Annotated in this window: 14 protein-coding genes; 9 read left to right on the top strand and 5 right to left on the bottom strand. The window is 62.2% G+C overall.

All coding sequences use genetic code 11. The features are described from left to right. Positions 1-107 precede the first annotated feature (107 nt). From PAN08_RS05985 to PAN08_RS05970, 4 genes are all read left to right on the top strand, one after another. Complete coding sequence (locus tag PAN08_RS05985; protein WP_269790561.1) at positions 108-908, top strand: aminoglycoside adenylyltransferase family protein; 801 nt, start codon at positions 108-110, stop codon at positions 906-908. A gap of 61 nt (positions 909-969) precedes the next feature. Further along, positions 970-1,185 carry a DUF4287 domain-containing protein gene (locus tag PAN08_RS05980; protein WP_269790560.1) on the top strand — a complete coding sequence of 72 codons (216 nt, stop codon included), beginning with the start codon at positions 970-972 and terminating at the stop codon, positions 1,183-1,185. Positions 1,186-1,274: 89 nt separating this feature from the next. Then, positions 1,275-1,730 carry a GyrI-like domain-containing protein gene (locus PAN08_RS05975; RefSeq protein WP_269790559.1) on the top strand — a complete coding sequence of 152 codons (456 nt, stop codon included), beginning with the start codon at positions 1,275-1,277 and terminating at the stop codon, positions 1,728-1,730. 56 nt (positions 1,731-1,786) lie between these two features. Beyond that, complete coding sequence (locus tag PAN08_RS05970; protein ID WP_269790558.1) at positions 1,787-2,755, top strand: hypothetical protein; 969 nt, start codon at positions 1,787-1,789, stop codon at positions 2,753-2,755. 38 nt (positions 2,756-2,793) lie between these two features. On the opposite strand, the gene PAN08_RS05965 is transcribed toward PAN08_RS05970, so the two are convergent. Both PAN08_RS05965 and PAN08_RS05960 read right to left on the bottom strand, forming a co-directional pair. Continuing rightward, entirely contained in the window at positions 2,794-3,840 is a 1,047-nt protein-coding gene (locus PAN08_RS05965) for an LD-carboxypeptidase (protein ID WP_269790557.1), read from the bottom strand. A 73-nt stretch (positions 3,841-3,913) separates the two neighbouring features. Further along, entirely contained in the window at positions 3,914-7,501 is a 3,588-nt protein-coding gene (locus tag PAN08_RS05960; RefSeq protein WP_269790556.1) for a methylmalonyl-CoA mutase family protein, read from the bottom strand. A 303-nt stretch (positions 7,502-7,804) separates the two neighbouring features. Between PAN08_RS05960 and PAN08_RS05955 the strand changes: the two genes are divergently transcribed. Then, on the top strand, positions 7,805-8,902 hold the full coding sequence (locus tag PAN08_RS05955; RefSeq protein WP_269790555.1) for a Glu/Leu/Phe/Val dehydrogenase dimerization domain-containing protein: 1,098 nt from the start codon (positions 7,805-7,807) through the stop codon (positions 8,900-8,902). A 148-nt stretch (positions 8,903-9,050) separates the two neighbouring features. Here PAN08_RS05955 and PAN08_RS05950 read toward each other — a convergent pair whose 3' ends face one another. After that, the gene (locus PAN08_RS05950; RefSeq protein ID WP_269790554.1) at positions 9,051-11,918 is read right to left on the bottom strand and encodes an autotransporter serine protease; all 2,868 of its coding nucleotides are present in this window, start codon (positions 11,916-11,918) and stop codon (positions 9,051-9,053) included. Between the two features lie 181 nt (positions 11,919-12,099). Between PAN08_RS05950 and PAN08_RS05945 the strand changes: the two genes are divergently transcribed. From PAN08_RS05945 to PAN08_RS05930, 4 genes are all read left to right on the top strand, one after another. Then, positions 12,100-13,275, top strand: a complete 1,176-nt coding sequence (locus PAN08_RS05945) for a thiolase family protein (RefSeq protein ID WP_269790553.1) — start codon at positions 12,100-12,102, stop codon at positions 13,273-13,275. Between the two features lie 122 nt (positions 13,276-13,397). Next, complete coding sequence (locus tag PAN08_RS05940; protein WP_057636100.1) at positions 13,398-13,739, top strand: hypothetical protein; 342 nt, start codon at positions 13,398-13,400, stop codon at positions 13,737-13,739. Positions 13,740-13,935: 196 nt separating this feature from the next. Continuing rightward, positions 13,936-14,319, top strand: coding sequence for a hypothetical protein (locus PAN08_RS05935; RefSeq protein ID WP_269790552.1), 384 nt, complete (start codon positions 13,936-13,938; stop codon positions 14,317-14,319). A gap of 158 nt (positions 14,320-14,477) precedes the next feature. Then, positions 14,478-16,175, top strand: coding sequence for a diguanylate cyclase (locus tag PAN08_RS05930; RefSeq protein ID WP_269790551.1), 1,698 nt, complete (start codon positions 14,478-14,480; stop codon positions 16,173-16,175). Here the strand turns inward: PAN08_RS05930 and PAN08_RS05925 are convergent, their stop codons facing one another. Together PAN08_RS05925 and PAN08_RS05920 are read right to left on the bottom strand one after the other, a co-directional pair. After that, on the bottom strand, positions 16,176-17,816 hold the full coding sequence (locus tag PAN08_RS05925) for an acyl-CoA dehydrogenase family protein (RefSeq protein ID WP_269790550.1): 1,641 nt from the start codon (positions 17,814-17,816) through the stop codon (positions 16,176-16,178). It lies immediately after the preceding gene. Positions 17,817-17,873: 57 nt separating this feature from the next. Beyond that, a complete protein-coding gene (locus tag PAN08_RS05920; RefSeq protein ID WP_269790549.1) occupies positions 17,874-19,115 on the bottom strand; it encodes an NAD(P)/FAD-dependent oxidoreductase in 1,242 nt (413 codons plus the stop codon). Between the last annotated feature and the right edge of the window lie 133 nt (positions 19,116-19,248).

The following is a 19,248-nucleotide window of genomic DNA, read 5'->3' as shown; positions in this document are numbered from 1 at the left end:
CCCTCGTGAGGGAGAAGGGCAGCGGAATTTTCAAACCAAAACGGGCGCCGCAAGGCGCCCGTTTTGTTTGCGGCACAATCACCCCTCCGCAACTGATGCCAGCCCTAATGACGTCGCACATCCCCGATGCCATTGCCGAACAGCTCCGCCTTGCCTGCGATGTGATCGGACGGCAGCTGGCAGCGAACCTGCTCGCCATCCACCTCTATGGCTCCGCACTCGACGGCGGCCTGAAGCCCCGCAGCGATATCGACCTGCTGGTCATCGCTGCCGAACGTCCCGATCAAGCCACGTTGCGTCATCTGCAGCGGACGCTGCTGGCTATCTCCGCCCCACCCGGCCAGCACCGGACGCTGCGCGCACTGGAAGCCACCCTCATCGTGCGTGGCGACGTCGTTCCCTGGCGCCACCCGGCACGGCGTGAATGGCAGTTCGGCGAGTGGCTACGGCAGGACATCCTCGCCGAAATTCTGGAGCCGCCCACGCATGATCCGGATATCGCCATCCTGTTGACCAAGGCGCATCAACACAGCATCGCGTTGCACGGCCCTGCCCTAAGCGAACTACTGCAACCTGTGCCTCAACGCAATTTCCTGCAGGCGCTGGCCGACACCCTGACGTTGTGGAATGGCCCGGACGACTGGCGCGACGAAGAAGCGAACATCGTACTCACCCTGTCACGCATCTGGTACAGCGCGCAGACCGGCCGCATTGCCCCCAAGGATGTCGCCGCCGATTGGCTGCTGCAGCGACTGCCCGACGAGCATCACACCGTCGTCGCCAGTGCACGCGAGGTGTATCTCGGCCAGAGCGATAGTGCCGCACGCTGGCCTGCTGCACAGATGGCCGCCTTCATTCACTTTGCGAAGGCGCGTATTTCTGAAATCCTCCCACCCGAAAACAGTTGAATCGCCATCGCACACTGTTCTCCACATCATGATCCGGCATCTCCCTTTTCAGGACATACCCATGACCAGCAGCGAAAAAGTCCAAGGCCCCGCGTCGTACTTTCCGTCCATCGAAAAGACCTACGGCAAGCCCGTCACCCATTGGCTGAAACTGCTCGACACAGTCAAGGACAAGAAGCACATGGAGCAGGTGGCGTTCCTCAAAGACCAGCACAAACTTGGCCACGGTCATGCCAACGCCTTGGTCGCGCACCACCGGGCGCAGAACGGCACTTGATACGCCAACCAGCAGACACCAGTGCTGAAGGCATTTCCGCCGCCGGCAGAGCGTTTCCGGTGCCTGTCCTCTTTGGAGATAGCAACGCCATGCAACTTCATATCGTCGAACGCTCCGCCTTTGTCGTCATCGGCATGGAGGCTGTCTTCCGCGAAGGTGACGAAGGTTTCGGCGACCTCTGGCAGCGCTTCATCCCGCGCGAGGATGAGGTCACCGGCAAGGTCGAGCCTGGCGTCAGCTACGGCATCTGCGTACCGCGTATTGATGGAGATCTCCAGTACATCACCGGCTTCCAGGTGGGCGAAGACGCGGTGATTCCCGAGGGCATGGTCCGCTTTCAGGTGCCAGCGCAGCGCTACGCCGTGTTCACCCACACCGGCAACGCCGCCCAGATCGGCGCGAGCTTCCAGGCAATCCACGACCACCTCCTCGGCGCGCACGGACTGCAACCCAACGACGGCATTGATCTTGAACGCTACGACGCGCGTTTCGACGATCCGTTCGACCATGCATCGCAGATGGAGCTGTACATCCCCATCCACTGAACCGCGTCATTGAGCCGACATGCCATGATTCCGCTCCCTTGCCGCCGGCCACCGCAATGACCGATCAACCGGAAGATCTTCAACACCTGCACGAACGTGCCTATGCGGCCGTGGACGAAGGCGAACTGGCCGACGCTGCGCGCGACTTCGCTGCGCTGCTGCAACACACGCCGGAAAACCCGTACTACCACTACATGCAGGGATTGGTGCACAAATACCTGCTGGACTGGCCCACCTCGCTGCGTCACAACCTGCAGGCCATCGAACTGGCCGAAGAGTTCAGCCAGGCCCAGCATTGGAATGCGGCTATCGCCGCTACTGCACTCAGCGAATGGGACACCGTACGCGCCCTGTGGTCTGCCTGCGGCATCAACGTCCCGGAAGGTAGCGCCGCTATTGAAGCGGATTTCGGCATGTCGGTGGTGCGGTTGAATCCGTGGCACAGCGGGGAAACAGTGTTCATGCGCCGCATCGATCCGGTGCGTGCACGTCTGCTCAATGTGCCACTGCCGGAAAGCGGCCACCGCTTCGGCGACATCGTGCTGCACGACGGCGCGCCGACCGGCGAACGGATGTTGGGCGAACGTGCCGTACCGGTGTTCAACGCCATGGCGCGCCTACAGGCATCGGAGTTCCAGACCTTCGTATGCTTCATCCGTTGCCAAAGCAGCGCCGACCTCAACGCCTTGCTACACGCCACCGCGCCGGGCATCGGCCTGAGCGAAGACTGGACTGACAGCATTCGTTACGTCTGCTTACGTTGCAGCTACGGCGCGCCGCACCATCATGAAGAACAGGACGAATCCGCCGAATGGCAGTCAGAGCGCAATCTCGGCATCGCCGCACAGAGTCGCAAATCGGTGGAGACGCTGCTCAAGAACTGGGCCAGCAGGCATGCCGACCGCCACATCGATGCCATCGAAACCCGCGAATGCGCACCACCCGCCTGCGAAGCGGGCAACACGTGGTGGATGTCCATCAATGACGAAGCCGATGACGAAGCTTCGAGCGATGAGGAAGAATGACCTGCAGCGTGGCAATCACGGCCACGCTGCGGCATTGATCATGCGCCGGTAAATACCGGCTCCAACATCCGGAAGCTGCCGGCGTCGGCATCCATCTCCACCCTGCCACCGACCGGCACGATGAATTGCTCGCGGATGTGGCCGATCATCGCGCCACGATAGGCGGGAATCTTCAGTGGCAGGATGTAGTCGTCGAATATCTGGTCCAACGTCAGCGAGCCGTAGCCATCGCCCGGCTTGCAGTCGGTGCACTCACCGAAGATGAAACCCGCGATCTTGTCCAACGCGCCCATCAGCTTCAACGTGGTGAACATCCGATCGATGCGGTACGGCGCCTCTTCCACGTCTTCCAGGAACAGAATCTTGCCGGTGAAATCGGGCAGATACGGCGAGCCAGCCAGCGCCGTCAGCACGGTCAGATTGCCGCCAATCAACTCACCACGGGCAATGCCGCCGCGCAGGGTGAGCGTGCGGTTCTTCCGCGGCACCAGTTCGTCGTCGCCATCCACCACCACATTTTGGTAATGCATCAGCTCGCGCTTGAAGAACACCCGCTCGAACTGATCGGCATTGAAGCGATTCCAACTGCCGGAACCGATCTGGCCGTGGAATGTCACCAACCCCGTCCTGGCTTGGATTGCGCTGTGCAGCGCGGTGATATCCGAGTACCCCAGCAGCACCTTGGGATTGGCGCGAATGCGGTCGTAATCCAGCAGCGGCAACAAGCGTGCAGCACCCGACCCACCGCGCACGCAGACGATGCCCTTGACCTGTTTGTCGGCGAACATCGCGTTCAGGTCACCGGCGCGCTCAGCATCGGTACCGGCCAGATGACCATAGCGAGCGTCATAGTGCTCGCCGGTCTTCACGACCAGGCCCAGGGCCTCCATTGCTTCGCGCGCCAGCTGCAGGCTCAGGCGATCACTGCTGGCCGAAGACGGGCTGACCAAGCCGACGGTGTCGCCCTTGTTCAACGCAGCCGGCAAGAGCCGTCCGCGCGGCGCCGCCAAAGCGCCTTGCATACCCAGTACGGGCAGCAGCGCCGCCGTCAATGCCGTACCGCCAATGAAACGCCGCCTATCCATAGTGCCGCCCGCTGTTGAGTGTCCGGCCCAGAGTAGCAACCCACTCCATGACCGGACAATCCAGCGTAGTGGCTTACATGTTGCGTCGGTACTCGCCACCCACGTCGTACAGCGCGTGGCTGATCTGACCCAGGCTGTGGGTCTTGACCGCTTCGATCAATGCTTCAAATACATTGCGTCGATCACGTGCAGTCTTCTGCAGATAGGCCAGGCCATGGCCGTCGTGCACATCGCTTTCATTGGCAGCACCATCTCCAACCTCATGCGCATGCGAGGTTTCGCCAGCCGGCGCCAACGCATTGCGATTGCGCTGCCAGGTGTGCACGTTCTCGATCTGTTGGCCCTTCTCTTCTTCCGTGGAACGGATCAATTCGATCTCGGTCGCCACTTCACCGGCATGTTCCTTCGGCAGAAACATGTTGACGCCCACCAGCGGCAGACTGCCGTCGTGCTTCTTGTGCTCGTAGTACAGCGACTCTTCCTGGATCTTGCCGCGCTGGTACATGGTGTCCATCGCGCCAAGCACGCCACCACGTTCGCTGATCGCCTCAAACTCCTTGTACACGGCTTCTTCAACAATATCGGTGAGCTTGTCGACAATGAAGCTGCCCTGCCACGGGTTCTCGCAGAAATTCAGCCCCAACTCCTTGTTGATGATCATCTGGATCGCCACCGCACGACGCACGCTTTCCTCAGTGGGCGTGGTGATCGCTTCGTCGTAAGCATTGGTATGCAGGCTGTTGCAGTTATCGAACAACGCATACAACGCCTGCAGCGTGGTGCGGATATCGTTGAACTGGATTTCCTGCGCGTGCAGTGAGCGGCCTGATGTCTGAATGTGGTACTTCATCATCTGGCTGCGCTCGTTGGCGCCATAGCGCTCGCGCATGGCACGCGCCCAGATGCGTCGCGCGACGCGGCCAATCACCGTGTACTCCGGGTCCATGCCGTTGGAGAAGAAGAACGACAGGTTCGGCGCGAAGTCATCGATCTTCATGCCACGCGCCAGGTAGTACTCGACGATGGTGAAGCCGTTGGACAGCGTGAAAGCCAACTGGCTGACGGGGTTCGCGCCGGCTTCTGCGATGTGATAACCGGAGATCGACACCGAATAGAAGTTGCGCACCTTGTTGTCGACAAAGTACTGCTGAATATCCCCCATCATCCGCAACGCGAATTCGGTGGAGAAGATGCAGGTGTTCTGCGCCTGGTCTTCCTTCAGGATGTCTGCCTGCACCGTGCCGCGCACCGTGGACAGTGTTTCCGTCTTGATGCGCGCATAGGTATCGGCGTCCACCAGCTGGTCGCCGGTGACGCCCAGCAACGCAAGACCAAGGCCATCATTGGTCGGTGGCAAATCGCCGTGATACTGCGGCCGGCTCCGGCCTTCAAAGATCTTCGCAATCTTTGCCTCGGCATCGGCCCAGCGCGCGGGATCCTCCTTCAGGTATTTTTCAACCTGTTGATCAACGGCGGTGTTCATGAACATCGCCAGGATCATCGGCGCAGGCCCATTGATGGTCATCGACACCGACGTAGTCGGCGCACACAGGTCGAAGCCGGAATACAGCTTCTTCATGTCATCCAGCGTAGGGATGTTGACGCCGGAGTTGCCGATCTTGCCGTAGATATCCGGGCGCGGCGCGGGGTCTTCGCCATACAGCGTGACGCTGTCGAATGCGGTAGAAAGACGCGCGGCTGGCTGGCCAACACTCAGGTAATGGAAGCGACGATTGGTGCGCTCCGGCGTGCCCTCGCCCGCGAACATGCGGATCGGATCTTCGCCGGTACGGCGGTACGGATACACACCACCGGTATACGGATAGGAACCGGGCAGGTTCTCTTTCTGCAGGAACACCAGCAACTCACCCCAACTGCGATAGGTGGGAGCAGCAATCTTGGGAATCTGCTGGTGGCTGAGCGATTCGCGGTAGTTCTCCACCGCAATGGTCTTGCCACGCACGTGATATTCGTTGACCGGATCAGTGATCGACTTCAAGCGTGCCGGCCACTCGCGCAGCAGGCGCAGTGCATCGGAATCCAGGGTCTGCACCGCATCGTTGTATCGCTGGCGCAGGGTGCGAACGCTGTTGTCGACGTCACTGCCGGTCAGTGCATCTGCTGCATACAGGTCCAACGCGCCCGGCAGCGCCACATCACCCAGCTCCTTCAATGCCTGCCACACGCTCTGCGCGCGCTCGGCAACTTCAGCCTGCGATTCAATACGCGCATTGATGCCGCGGCCCTGCTCGGCAATCTCGGCAAGGTAACGCACGCGACTGCCCGGGATCAGCACCGTGGCACGCGGCTCTTTCAACGTCGTGTCGATCTGCGGGACGAGCGTGCAGCCGGAACTTTCAACTCCCAGCTCGCCCTTCCCCGTGCCCCGCTTCTCACGCAACAAGCGGCACAGATTCGCGAACATCCAGCTGATGCCGGGATCATTGAACTGGCTGGCGATGGTCGGGTAAACCGGTACATCCTCATCCTTCATCGTGAAAGCAACGCGGTTGCGCTTCCACTGTTTGCGCACATCACGCAGCGCGTCTTCGGCACCGCGCTTGTCGAACTTGTTCAGCACCACCAGCTCGGCGTAATCGAGCATGTCGATTTTTTCCAACTGGCTCGGCGCACCGAAATCACTGGTCATCACGTACATCGGGAAATCGACCAGGTCGACAATCTCCGAATCACTTTGACCGATACCTGCGGTCTCCACGATCACCAGATCGAAATGCAACGACTTCAGGAAGCCGATGCAATCGCGCAGCACCGTATTGATCGCCGCGTGCTGGCGACGGGTCGCCATCGAGCGCATGTACACGCGCTTGGAACGCAACGAGTTCATGCGGATGCGGTCACCCAGCAGCGCGCCACCGGTACGGCGGCGGGTGGGGTCCACTGAAATTACCGCGATGCGCATCTGCGGGAAATTGGCCAGGAAGCGATTAAGCAGTTCGTCGGTCACCGACGACTTGCCGGCGCCACCGGTACCGGTAATGCCGATGACCGGAGTCAGCGGGGATTGGGCAGCGGGGAACGGGGATTGTCCGTCAGCCTTTGCCCATTGCTTGCGCAGCTTCTCAAGTTCGGTGTCGGTAAAGCGACCGTCTTCGAGCGCACTCAGTACGCGACCAATGCCGATTTCATCATTGATGTCCGGCGCGCCCGACGCCTCGCCTTCCAGATTTCCGACTCCCTGCTCCCGCGCGCCATCAGCACGCTGGACCACATCCTCGATCATCTCCACCAGCCCCATCTTCATGCCGTCATTGGGGTGGTAGATGCGCTCCACGCCATAGGCCTGCAGCTCGCGTATTTCCTCTGGCGTGATGGTGCCGCCACCACCGCCGAATACCTTGATGTGGCCAGCGCCGCGTTCCCGCAGCATATCCACCATGTACTTGAAGTACTCGACATGACCGCCCTGGTACGACGACAAGGCAATGGCGTCAGCATCTTCCTGCAGCGCCGCCCGCACCACGTCCTCGACGCTGCGGTTGTGGCCCAGATGGATCACCTCCGCGCCCTGCGCCTGGATCAGGCGGCGCATGATGTTGATGGCCGCATCGTGACCGTCAAACAAGCTGGCGGCGGTGACAAAACGCAGCGGAGTGTTTTCTGGCTGCGTCTGCGGGAGCTGGGAGGCGGGGGTACTCATGGGCCGTGCAACATCCGGTTTCTGTTGCAACCGATCATAGAACCGCGCGCGCGGTAGGTCAGGTTGCAGCGCAGCGTGACCTTTTCAGGGTTTGCGCTATCGGCAATGGACGTGAAGGCCCGTGAGGGTTGACGAAGAGCCGTATCAGGCATGCTTGCCTGAACACTTCCCGTACCGGGAATGGATTAGAATGGCGCCCTCGCGACCCGTCACCCCAACGACGAAGTCGCATTTTTGTTTTATGGGCCGCCATTTGGCAGCAAGATCACTGACGTTGTGGCAAAAGCCGCTATGGGAGCTTCCATGCTTTTCGAAACCCTCGAGACTTCCGGCCATGAACAGGTCGTGTTCTGTCAGAACCGCGAAGCAGGCCTGAAGGCGATCATCGCCATCCACAACACCACCCTGGGCCCTGCCTTGGGCGGCGTGCGCATGCGCCCCTACGCCAATACCGATGACGCGTTGCGCGATGTCCTGCGCTTGAGCCGGACCATGACCTACAAGAACGCCCTGGCAGGGCTGAACGTAGGCGGCGGCAAAGCCGTCATCATCGGCGACCCCAAAACCGAAAAAAGCGAAGTCTTGTTCCGCGCCTTCGGCCGTCAGGTCGAGGCTCTGGGCGGTCGCTATTTCACTGCCGAAGACGTGGGTACCGACGTCAACGACATGGAAAACATTTACCTGGAAACCGGCTACGTCACCGGCGTGCACCAGGTGCATGGTGGCTCCGGCGACCCGGCACCGTTCACCGCCTACGGCGCACTGCAGGCCTTGATGGCCTCCATCAAACGCAAATTCGGCCATGAGGAAGTGGGCAAGGTCAGCATCGCTGTACAAGGCCTGGGCCACATCGGCATGGAGCTGGTGAAGCTGTTGCGCGAGCGCGGCGCCAAACTCTATGTGACCGACCTGGATCCGGTGCTGGTGCAACGTGCGGTTACCGAATACGGCTGCGAAGCCGTCAAGCCCGATGCAATTTACGATGTAGCTGCCGATGTATTCGCGCCCTGCGCGATGGAAGGCGGCATCGGCATGGATACGCTTGACCGCCTCAAAGCCAAGGTTATCTGCGGCACCGCCAACAACCAGCTGGCCAGCCACGCCGTGGGCGATGAGCTGTACAAGCGCGGCGTACTGTGGGCACCGGATTACGCGGTCAATGCCGGCGGCGTAATGAACGTGTCGCTGGAAATCGACGGCTATAACCGCGAACGCGCGATGCGCTTGATTCGCAGCATTTACCACAACCTCGGCAAGATCTTCGATCAATCCGAGCGTGATGACATCTCCCCGCAGCGCGCGGCAGACCGGATCGCCGAAGTCCGCCTGGAAGCCATCGGCAAGTTGAAATTGCCAATGGGCCGTTCCACCCCGCGCATGAATCGCCTGCGCGGCGAATAAGCAGAAGTGAGGAGTGAAAGAAAGGCTAAACCGCCCTCTCTTGTTCCTCACTTTTTCGTTTCTCACGCCTGCAGAGCAAACGAGCACACGCAGGAATGAGAAAAGGCCACTACCGCCCTTCTCTCACTCCTGTTTACTCACTCCCGCATCAAAGCTCCCGCTGGAACCGTAGCGACACCTGCCGGTTATCGCCGCGTGGGCCGAAACGCTGGTCGTAGCCCAACGACAGCCGCGTCTTGCGCGACAACCATGCGTCTGCCGACATTCCGAGCAGGCCGCCCGACCGCGACGGCTGCAACCCTGACAGCGGTGCCCACGCATCCACGCCAACAAAACCAGCGTCCAAGGTCAGGCCACTGCCATCCAGCGTCTGCTGCCACTCGGCATAACCATTGAATGCAAAGCGCTTCCACAGGTACTGACCACGCAGACCAGCCAAAGCCTGCGTGCGACTGCTGCTCCAGTCATCCGCACGCAAGCCGAAACCGTAGCCGCCCTGTTCGCGGAAGGCGTCGTTATCAATACGGGTGTACTCCGCGCCCAGGTAAGGCGTGAGCGTGGCGGCACCCTGCCCCAGGCGATAGCCGCTTTCCAGGCTGCCGGACAGGAAGTTGCCGCTATAACGCGAGTGCACGCCCGCGCGTTCATTGCCAAGCAGCAGGCCGCGGTCCAGCTCGCGTTGGTATTGGCCAAAGCCCGCCTGTCCCAACACATAGGCATCGCCCATGCGCCAACCAGCGTACAGCTGGGACTGCGTCTGCCGGTCGCGGCTACGATCCTGCGCCACTCCGGCCGTGGCATTGGCACGGGTTTCGCCGAACGCAAACCCGAGCACGCCATTGCCTGCGATGGGCGCTTCCCCGCCCATCATCCAGCCGCCCACGTTGTAGTCGCTGCCGAGATAGCCGCCCTGCCCCCCTCCGCCCAGCGCGCGCGTCCAGCTGCGCCACTGAAGCGGCCCGGCCGACGCATCAGCAAACTGTGTCGAAAGCGCGCGACGGTTCATGTCGACGCTGTCGAAGGTCATTGCCGTCGCCGCTGCATGCGCCTTGCCTGACAGGCTTTCAAGGCTGCTGCTCAAACCACTGAAACCGCCCCCGCTCTGCTGCACGGCCGCTGCTGCGGCACCGAACGCACTTCCCTGCAATGCGATATCGCCGTCCAGCAGCTCAAATGCCTGCTCCACCCGCTGCGCCACCGACATCGCCTGGATGCCCACCCCCGCCGAACGCGCTGCGCTGGTCACGCTCACCTGGTCCAGCATCAACCATGCATTGTTGGGGTCATAGCCGTAGTGGCTCTGCAGCAGGCTCAGGCCGGTGTTCTGGGTCACGGTGGCGGGCGTGGCGAATTGACCGCTCACACCGCTGCCGGCACGGATCAGATCCTGACGCCTGCCGTCCTGTGGGACGTAGCCATTCACGATGCCATTGATCACCACGCCGCCGTCCAATGTCGCTGTTCCACTTACTTGTAGCGCTTTTGCCCCCAACGCAATCATCAGCTGCCCACCGGCACGCTGCACGTAATTGCCCTCGATGGTTCCACTACTGTCCGCACCCAGCAGCAATACACTGCCGCCGTTGTCGACATTGCCCACCACGCGGGTATCGCCGTTGAGAAACTGCAGCGCTGCCATTGTTGGATTGGACTGCGGGGTGATGGTGACGTTGGAGCGGATCGAACTGCCATCTCGCAGTGCCAAGGTGCCGCGCTCGATGCGGGTGGCGCCGCTGTAGGTGTTGCTCCCCGACAGACTCAGTGCACCTTCACCTTGTTTCACCAGCCCACCACTGCCACTGATGTCATTGCTCCACACCGAGCCCAGCCCGAGCTGATTGACGTTGACCACCGTATCGCCCCAGTCGAACTTCGCCGGCCCCTTCACCGCCTTGCCGACGTTGAGCAAGCCATAGCCGAACTGCGCATCCGGCCCCGGTGTACCCAGATCCGTGGCGGTACCGAGCAGCGTCTGCCGCACCAGATCATTGTTGAAATACGGGAACGCCTGCCACACCAGCGCCGCAGCACCAGACACCAACGGCGCAGAGAACGAAGTGCCGCTGTTGTACTGATAACTCAGGTTGCCGGCAGTGCTTTGAGCGCTGACATAAGCGGCCGTGCCCGGGGCAACCAGGCAGTAGTTCTTCGCCACGCCACAGGCATTGGAGTAGGACGCCAACTGTGTGGGGTTGGCAGTATCCAATGCGGCTACCGCCAGCCAGCCACGCTCCAGATCCGCCGCTGGCATGGTGCCATTGGGGCCGGGCTGGCTCGGCAGCGCCGCCATGCTCGACGGATTGGCGCGCGATTCATTGCCGGTGGCGAACACCACCAGGCCATCGTTGTTGATGATGAAGGGGCGGTACTCGGCAGCAATGGGTGCGGTGGCCGTGGGCTTACTCCAATACAGGCCGCCCCAGGAGTTGTTCATGATGCGCACGCCGGCACGGATCAGGTCATCGTGGATCGACGCGAAACCCAGCGCACCATCTACTTCATTGCCTTGCCCGGAACCGTCGTCGGTGGGCCGCGTGTCGCTGATGATGCGTGCCGAGACGATCTGCGCCCCCGGCGCGATACCCCCCGGCCACGAACCGACCGCCGCACCGGCTGCCAGCTCAGCCACCGCCGTGCCGTGACCGACCACATCATCGACGTTGACGTTGTTTCTGGCAGGATCCAGATAGAAGTAATTGGCCACCACGCGCCCCGCCAGGGCGGGGTGATTGCGCATCACACCCGAGTCGACCACACCAATGCGGTAACCAGCACCGGTCAAGCCCATCGCCTGCGCCGCCTTGGCGTTGGTCAGCGCCAGGTGCGCGTCGAAGGCCGGCTGCGGAATCGGCGGCGGCGTGATGGGTGGTGGTATGACGGGGGGTATGACGGGCGGCGCAGTGGGCGGCGGCGACACTGGTGGGCTGGACTTTGATCCGCCGCCACCACCACACGCGCTCAACACCAACGCCAGCGAACTGGCCAGCACACCATGCGCATATATGTTCCTGCCCATACCGTTCTCCGTTCCTTAGTTAGGTACTGCTGCCAATTCAGGTATTACCGGTGTCCAGCTCCATGGCACCGACCTTCTATACTGCAGCGACAATCCACAGTCCGCCGGATGTGCCGTTGGTCCAATGGGCCACGCGCCGGCGACGTTCGATAATTGCCGCAAGGTATAACCGAGATTGCTCATGTCCGACATCGTCATCGCCGCCGCCAAACGTACCGCCATTGGCTCCTTTCTGGGTCAGTTCAACGGTGTACCCACCCCGACCTTGGGCGCAGCTGCCATCAGCGCGGCCATGGAGCAGTCCGGCATTCCCGCCGCCGACGTCTCCGAAGTAATCATGGGCTGCGTTCTGCCGGCCAACCTGGGCCAGGCACCGGCGCGTCAAGCGTCGTTGGCTGCTGGCTTGCCGACCAGCACCGGCGCCACCACGCTCAACAAAGTGTGTGGCTCGGGCATGAAGGCCATCATGTTGGGCCATGACCTGATCAAGGCCGGCTCGGCCAGCATCGTGGTCGCCGGCGGCATGGAATCCATGTCCAATGCCCCGCACATGCTCCCGAACTCGCGCACCGGCAACCGCTACGGCAACTTTCAGGCAGTGGACCACATGGCGTGGGACGGCCTGACCAATCCGTACGACGGCCAGGCGATGGGTGTGTTCGCTGAAGGCACCGTCGCCAAGTACGGCTTCACCCGCGAAGAACAGGACGCCTACGCCATCGAGTCGGTCACCCGCGCACAGGCCGCACAGGCCAATGGTGCGTTCAATGACGAGATCGTTGCGGTCAAGGTTGCTACCCGCAAGGGTGAAGTGGAGTTCAACCAGGACGAGCAACCGGGCAAGTCGGACATCGCCAAGATCCCGACCTTGCGCCCGGCATTCAAGAAGGATGGCAGTGTCACTGCTGCCAGTTCCTCCAGTATTTCCGACGGCGCCGCTGCGGTGGTGCTGCTCTCGGCCGACGAAGCTGCACGCCGCGGTGTGAAGCCGCTGGCCCGTATCGCCGGCCATGCCACCTTCTCGCAGGAACCGGAGTGGTTCACCACGGCCCCGATCGGCGCTATGAAGAAAGTGTTGGACAAGGCCGGCTGGAAAATCGAAGACGTTGACCTGTTCGAAATCAACGAAGCATTCGCCGTTGTGGCGATGGCTCCGATCCGCGAACTGGGCATCCCGCACGAAAAAATCAACGTGAATGGTGGCGCCTGCGCACTGGGCCATCCGATCGGTGCTTCGGGTGCGCGACTGGTGGTTACGCTGGTAAATGCATTGCGCACACGCGGCCTCAAGCGTGGTGTTGCGTCACTCTGTATCGGTGGCGGCGAAGCAACTGCTATCGCCATCGAATTGATTTAATTTGGAAATTTAAGAAATTTCGAAATATGAATGCGGGATCGCTTGACAGTCGAAATGGGCTTGTCATCATGTTCCCGGCGCGCAATGGCGCGTTGCCAAATTTCCACGACGAGGATTACACAATGAGCATCAACAAGCTGCTGATCGCGATGGCCCTGGGCCTGGCCCTGACCGCCTGCTCCAAGCAGGAGCAGGCTGCTGACGCCGCCGCTACCGCCGACGCCGCCGCTACCGAAGCCCAGGGCGCTGCTGACGCTGCTGCCACCGCTGGCGCTGCTACCGCTGACGCTGCCCAGGCTGCTGCTGACACCGCCGCCACCGCTGCTGACGCTGCTGGCGAAGCCGCTGCTGCTACCGCCGGCGCTGCTACCGACGCCGCTGCTGGCGCCGCTGCTGACGTTGCCGAAGCCGCTAAGGACGTCGCAACCGAAGCCAAGGACGCTGCTGAAGAAGCCAAGAAGTAATAACTTCTTCTTCGACGCAAGTCTCGAAAGCCGCTGGTTCGCCAGCGGCTTTTTTTATTGCCTGCCTGTTGCCTATCTCCCGCCACAGCATCTGCGTCTGCATCGACGCAACACAACGCTGGCGCGCTCCTTTGACGCGGCGTGAATACGCCAGCCTCTAGGCTGCGTGGGTGGGTTCCCATCAAGGAGAAGCGCAATGAAGCTGTTTGTACCCCTACTCGCAGGAAGCTTGGTCTTGGCGATGGCTGGCTGCAACGACCACGCTGCCGAACAAGCCAAGCGCGACGCCGCTACCGCCGCCGAAGCCGCCAAGGATGCAGCCCATTCCGCTGCTGATGCCACCCGTGACGCCGCCAGCCAGGCCGCCGAAGCCACGCGCAATGCGGCGGCTGAGTCACAACAGGCGCTGGACAAGGCAGTAGACGCCACCAGCGAAGCCGCCAAGGATGCATCGGTCTCTGCCAAACAGGCTGCCGCCGACGCCAGTGCCGCCAGCGCTGATGCCGCGCAGAAGGTGGCTGACCATGCGCATGACGTTGCCAAAGATGCGCGCGACAAGGCGGACCAAGCCAAGCATTGATAGACTTTGCCGCACAGTCACCGCACACGCGGTGACTGTGCATCTCGCAGCGCTTGCGCGTTGCCGTGGGGGAAAGGGCCCCCACAAATCAATTTGATTGGCCAGAAAGGCTGGCGCGGGACTGCACCCGCTTCTTCCATCACGCACGCAAGGTGGCGATGCAACAACGCACCCGCATCAAAATCGCGCTGACCTTCTCCGCACTGGTCTTCATTGCTATCGGTATTGGCGTGTTTGTCGGCGCCCGCTGGTTCATTGCCGACGCCCGTCTGGTAGCGCACACCCATGAGGTCATCGGCCGTATCGATGAAATCCAGTCGATGGTGCTTGATGCCGAATCCGCCGAACGCGGCTATCTACTCACGGGCAGCCAGGCATATCTGGTCGATTACCAGATGAGCCTGGAGCGCCTTCCGCTGGTGCTGGCAACGCTTTCCCGCTCCATTACCGACAACCCCGAGCAGTCCCAGAACACGCGCAAGCTTGAAGAACTGGTCGGCCGCCGTTTGGGGCAGATCCAGCACGTTGTAGGCATCTACGACAGTCAGGGTCTGGACGCAGCACGCGCGGCCATCAACCAGAATGCTTTCCGCACCACCAGCGCCATCCGCGAACAGGTGCGGCTGATGGTCCAGGCCGAACATGCATTGCTGGTAGAGCGCGCGGCCAGCTCGCGCCGCAGTGCCGACCTGCTGCTGGGCCTGGCCTTCGCGGGCATTCCGTTCGGACTGGCGGTGGTGGCTTCGGTGTACGGCATTCTGTTGTCGGAATTGCGCCGACGTTCGCGGGCCGAAAAACGTGCGGCCAGTGCCGGCCAGCAGCTGGTCACCAACCTGGAGCAGCTTGAGCGTTCCAGTGCCGACCTGCAGACACTGGGTCGTTACACCGGCCTGCTGCAGAGTTGCGCCAATCCCGAAGAAGCGCTGGACATCACCGCGCGCACGCTCAAGGCGCTGCTGCCCGAAGCCGCCGGTTCGGTTTACCTGTTGCGCGCCTCCAACGACCGCGCTGAGAACATCGTCAACTGGGGTACACCGTTGGTGGAAACCAGCGCGTTCCTGGTACCCAGTGACTGCTGGGCCATCCGCCGTGGTCAACCGCACCTGATCGACGACCTGCACCGTGATGCGGGCTGCCCGCATATCGCAAGCCCGGAGGAAGGGCTCAGCGTTACAACAGCCTGCATTCCGATGTCAGCACAGGGCGTGCAGATCGGCTTCCTGTTTCTCTGCGCTGCCGGCCCCGGCCCGCTGCCGCGCCTCACCGTGGCCGAGTCGGCCGTCGAACAGTTGTCGTTGGCACTGAGCAACCTGCGCCTGCGCGAATCACTGCGTCTGCAATCCATCCGCGATCCGCTCACCGGCCTGTACAACCGCCGCTATCTGGAAGAATCGCTGGCGCGCGAGATTGCCCGCTGCGGACGCCGGGACTTTCCGTTGTCGGTGTTGATGCTGGACGTGGACCATTTCAAGCAATTCAACGATACCCACGGCCATGGCGGCGGCGATGCGCTGCTGGCAGCGGTCGGCCAGTTGCTGTCCTCGCGGTTGCGCGGTGAAGACATTGCCTGTCGATATGGCGGCGAAGAATTCACAGTGATCCTGCCCGAATCTGATCGTGCATCGGCACTGCGCTATGCCGAGGAACTACGCATCGCGCTATCGCAGATGAGCGTGCCGTTCTCAGGCAAGACGCTGCCCCCGATCACGGTGTCGCTGGGTGTGGCGACTTACCCGATTGATGGCGTGGCCGGCATCACCTTGCTGCGCAAAGCCGATGCCGCGCTGTACCGCGCCAAACGCAGCGGCCGTAACCGCGTGCTGCCGTTCGACGCCAACCTCGACGGCGCCGGTTGATCAATCAGCCGGCAACGCGCGCGCCAGAATGTCGGTGAAAGGCGTCGTAGCATCCAGCACACCGTAAACATGGCCCGCGTCACCAAGCCGCGACTGCACGAAGGTGGCCGCAAGCGGACTACCCACTCGCAACAACGTGGCCGCCTGCAACAGCACGGCCAGGCGCGAAACCACGGTACGTGCATCGGCCTCGGCGATCACGGCGCCCGACAACGCTGGTGATACGACGGCAAGCGCGCGATCGTAAAGATCCGCCCGGCCTCCGGGCTGCTGCAGCTCGTCCAACAGCGCTGTGCGTGCCTGAGGCTCGCGCGCCAGTGCACGCAGTACATCCAGGCATTGCACGTTGCCGCTGCCTTCCCAGATCGAATTGAGCGGCGCCTGCCGGTACAGCCGTGGCAGCATCGACTCCTCGACATAACCTGCACCGCCGAGGCATTCCTGTGCCTCGTTGACGAACGCCGGCGCGCGTTTGCATATCCAGAACTTGCCAATGGCAGTCGCAATACGCGCGAATGCGGCTTCGCGCGGCTCCTGCGGCGCTGCATCCACCGCCCGCGCGACCCGTATCGACAACGTGGTGGCGGCTTCCGATTCGATAGCCAGATCCGCCAACACGTTGGCCATCAACGCATGCTCAACCAGACATTTTCCGAAGCTGCGTCGGTGTCGCGCGTGATGGAGCGCCTGCGCCAGCGCCATGCGCATTTCCGCAGCAGCACCGAGCATGCAGTCCAAGCGCGTCAGCATCACCATCTCGATGATGGTCGCCACGCCGCGCCCTTCTTCGCCGATACGGCGCGACCACGCACCGCAGAACTCGACCTCGCTGGAGGCGTTCGCCCAATCGCCCAGCTTGTCTTTCAGCCGCATCAGGTGAAATGCATTGCGTCGTCCACAAGGCAGACGACGCGGCATCAATAGACACGTCAACCCACCAGGCGCTTGGGCCAATACCAGCCAGCCATCGGACATGGGGGCGGAGAAAAACCATTTATGCCCCACCAGGCTGTATTCACCCGCCGTCGCCAGCGGTGTTGCGGTGGTGGTGTTGGCACGGACATCCGAGCCACCCTGCTTCTCCGTCATGCCCATGCCCAGGGTGATCCCGGCTTTGTCACCAATCGGCAGGTCACGCGGATCGTAAAACGGCATGGCCGCCTTGCTGGCCCATTCGGCCAACGCCGGCTCCTGCCGCAACACCGGCACCGCCGCGTGGGTCATGGTCAGTGGGCAACTGGTGCCTGCTTCAGCTTGATGATGCAGGTAGCTCAGCGCCGCACGCGCGACATGCGCACCGGGCTGCAGCGCATGCCAGGAAAGCCCGCCGACGCCATGCGTCTTGGCGGTCGACATCAGCTGGTGATACGCCGGGTGGAAATCCACGGTGTCGATGCGATGGCCCTGCGCATCATGCGTGCGCAGCAGTGGCCGCTGACGGTTGGCATCAAAGCCGGCGCGGTACAGATCACCACCGGCCAACTCGCCGTAATGCGACAACGCTGCCACGAACGCCTTGCCGCCCTCGCGTGCTATCGCTTCCTGCAGCGCGCGGTCATCGCGCCACAGGTTTCGGCCGCCAAACGGCGGCGGCTGGTTGTCGACGACATGGGTTTCAAACGCGGGCAGTTGCAGCGACATGGCAGCGGCTCCTCGATGGCACGGCTGATTCTGCCGCATGCCCCTGTTGCGCGCCCGTCATCGCCCGCTGGGCAGCTCCTCCTGCAGCGCGGCGATGAAGGCATCCTCCAACGCCAGCTTGCCGAACAGCCCGTGCTGGGTGCCACTGAGTATGCGCAACATGTGCCCACGCCCACCCGGCATGCGCCCCATCGGCTTGAACAGCATGTCGCGGGCGCCTGCTACCCAATCACGGTCGGACTGGAACACCGGCGTCAGCCAGCGGCTCCAGAACTGGTACAGCCAAACATGCGCCTTGCGCTGGGCCTGGTAGCGGGCCAATGCGGCGTCAATCTGACCTTCTGCACGCAAGGCATCGCGCAGCGCCAGCGCATCCTGCAGCGCCATGTTCACGCCCTGCCCCAGCTGCGGGCTCATCGAATGCGCCGCATCACCGGCCAATACCAAGCGACCGCGATACCAGTGCTCCATCACTGCATCGCGATAACTGGCGCGGGCCAACTGGGTCTGCACGCCGACACTCTCCAGCCGCTGCCGCGCTTCGGGCCACAACGATTCGATCTCGTCCAGCCAGGCCGGCAACCCGTTCTGTTCCCAGGCCGCAAAACCATCCCGCGGCAGGCTCCAGAAAAAACTCAGGCGTGGTTCGTCATCACCGGGCCGGGTGCCTACGGGAAGCAGGCCGATCATCTTGCGCGCCGCAACATAGCGCTGGCGCAACTCATCACCGAACGCCCAATCGCCGCGTGGCAACAGGCACCAAAGCGCGCCCCATGGGTAAATCCGGTCCAGTTGGGTGCCCTGCACCTGGGCACGCAGGCCTGAAGCCGAGCCGTCGGTAGCGATCACCAGGTCAAACGGCCCATGCCAGCGGCCGTGGCAGTCCTGCACACGCTGTAGGCTGTCGTCGATGGCCGTGATGCGACTGTCCACATGCAGCGTGCCAGCGCCTTCCCATGCCGTGTCCAACAACGAAAACAAAGCGCCCCGCTGCATGCCTACGCCGTACAAGCGAGCATCCAGCCCGGCGTAATGCATATCCATCACCGCGCGCCCGCACGGGGTTTCCCCGTACAACCGGCGCACTACCGCGCCGTGTTCCAGCACCTGCGGCAACAGCTGCATCTGCCACAGCACCTGCAGGCCGCTGGGCTGCAACAAGAATCCTGCGCCCACCGGCCCCGGCGTAGCCGCCTGTTCAAACACCTGCACCCGGTGGCCATCACGCGACAGCAGCACCGCCAGGGCCTGCCCTGCAGTGCCATAGCCAACGATGGCGATATCCAATGGTTTGCTCATTACGTTCCTTCTTACCTGCAACTCAACCCTTCTCCCGCGCGCAGGAAAGAGGGGGTTGGGGTGAATGCAGCCTGTGCCGTCCAGCCATCATCCAACCCAAAAAAAACCCCGCCGAAGCGGGGTTTTTCGGCAC

Origin of the sequence: Stenotrophomonas sp. Iso1 (assembly GCF_027497995.1) — a bacterium.
GTDB lineage: Bacteria > Pseudomonadota > Gammaproteobacteria > Xanthomonadales > Xanthomonadaceae > Stenotrophomonas.
Note: the sequence above shows the minus strand (reverse complement) of the source record. Positions and strands in the feature narration are given on the sequence as shown.

Bases quoted from the DNA above. Each gene is read 5' to 3' on its own strand.
- PAN08_RS05985 (WP_269790561.1), top strand. From the start codon at position 108: ATGACGTCGCACATCCCCGATGCCATTGCCGAACAGCTCCGCCTTGCC.
- PAN08_RS05980 (WP_269790560.1), top strand. From the start codon at position 970: ATGACCAGCAGCGAAAAAGTCCAAGGCCCCGCGTCGTACTTTCCGTCC.
- PAN08_RS05975 (WP_269790559.1), top strand. From the start codon at position 1,275: ATGCAACTTCATATCGTCGAACGCTCCGCCTTTGTCGTCATCGGCATG.
- PAN08_RS05970 (WP_269790558.1), top strand. From the start codon at position 1,787: ATGACCGATCAACCGGAAGATCTTCAACACCTGCACGAACGTGCCTAT.
- PAN08_RS05965 (WP_269790557.1), bottom strand. From the start codon at position 3,840: ATGGATAGGCGGCGTTTCATTGGCGGTACGGCATTGACGGCGGCGCTG.
- PAN08_RS05960 (WP_269790556.1), bottom strand. From the start codon at position 7,501: ATGAGTACCCCCGCCTCCCAGCTCCCGCAGACGCAGCCAGAAAACACT.
- PAN08_RS05955 (WP_269790555.1), top strand. From the start codon at position 7,805: ATGCTTTTCGAAACCCTCGAGACTTCCGGCCATGAACAGGTCGTGTTC.
- PAN08_RS05950 (WP_269790554.1), bottom strand. From the start codon at position 11,918: ATGGGCAGGAACATATATGCGCATGGTGTGCTGGCCAGTTCGCTGGCG.
- PAN08_RS05945 (WP_269790553.1), top strand. From the start codon at position 12,100: ATGTCCGACATCGTCATCGCCGCCGCCAAACGTACCGCCATTGGCTCC.
- PAN08_RS05940 (WP_057636100.1), top strand. From the start codon at position 13,398: ATGAGCATCAACAAGCTGCTGATCGCGATGGCCCTGGGCCTGGCCCTG.
- PAN08_RS05935 (WP_269790552.1), top strand. From the start codon at position 13,936: ATGAAGCTGTTTGTACCCCTACTCGCAGGAAGCTTGGTCTTGGCGATG.
- PAN08_RS05930 (WP_269790551.1), top strand. From the start codon at position 14,478: ATGCAACAACGCACCCGCATCAAAATCGCGCTGACCTTCTCCGCACTG.
- PAN08_RS05925 (WP_269790550.1), bottom strand. From the start codon at position 17,816: ATGTCGCTGCAACTGCCCGCGTTTGAAACCCATGTCGTCGACAACCAG.
- PAN08_RS05920 (WP_269790549.1), bottom strand. From the start codon at position 19,115: ATGAGCAAACCATTGGATATCGCCATCGTTGGCTATGGCACTGCAGGG.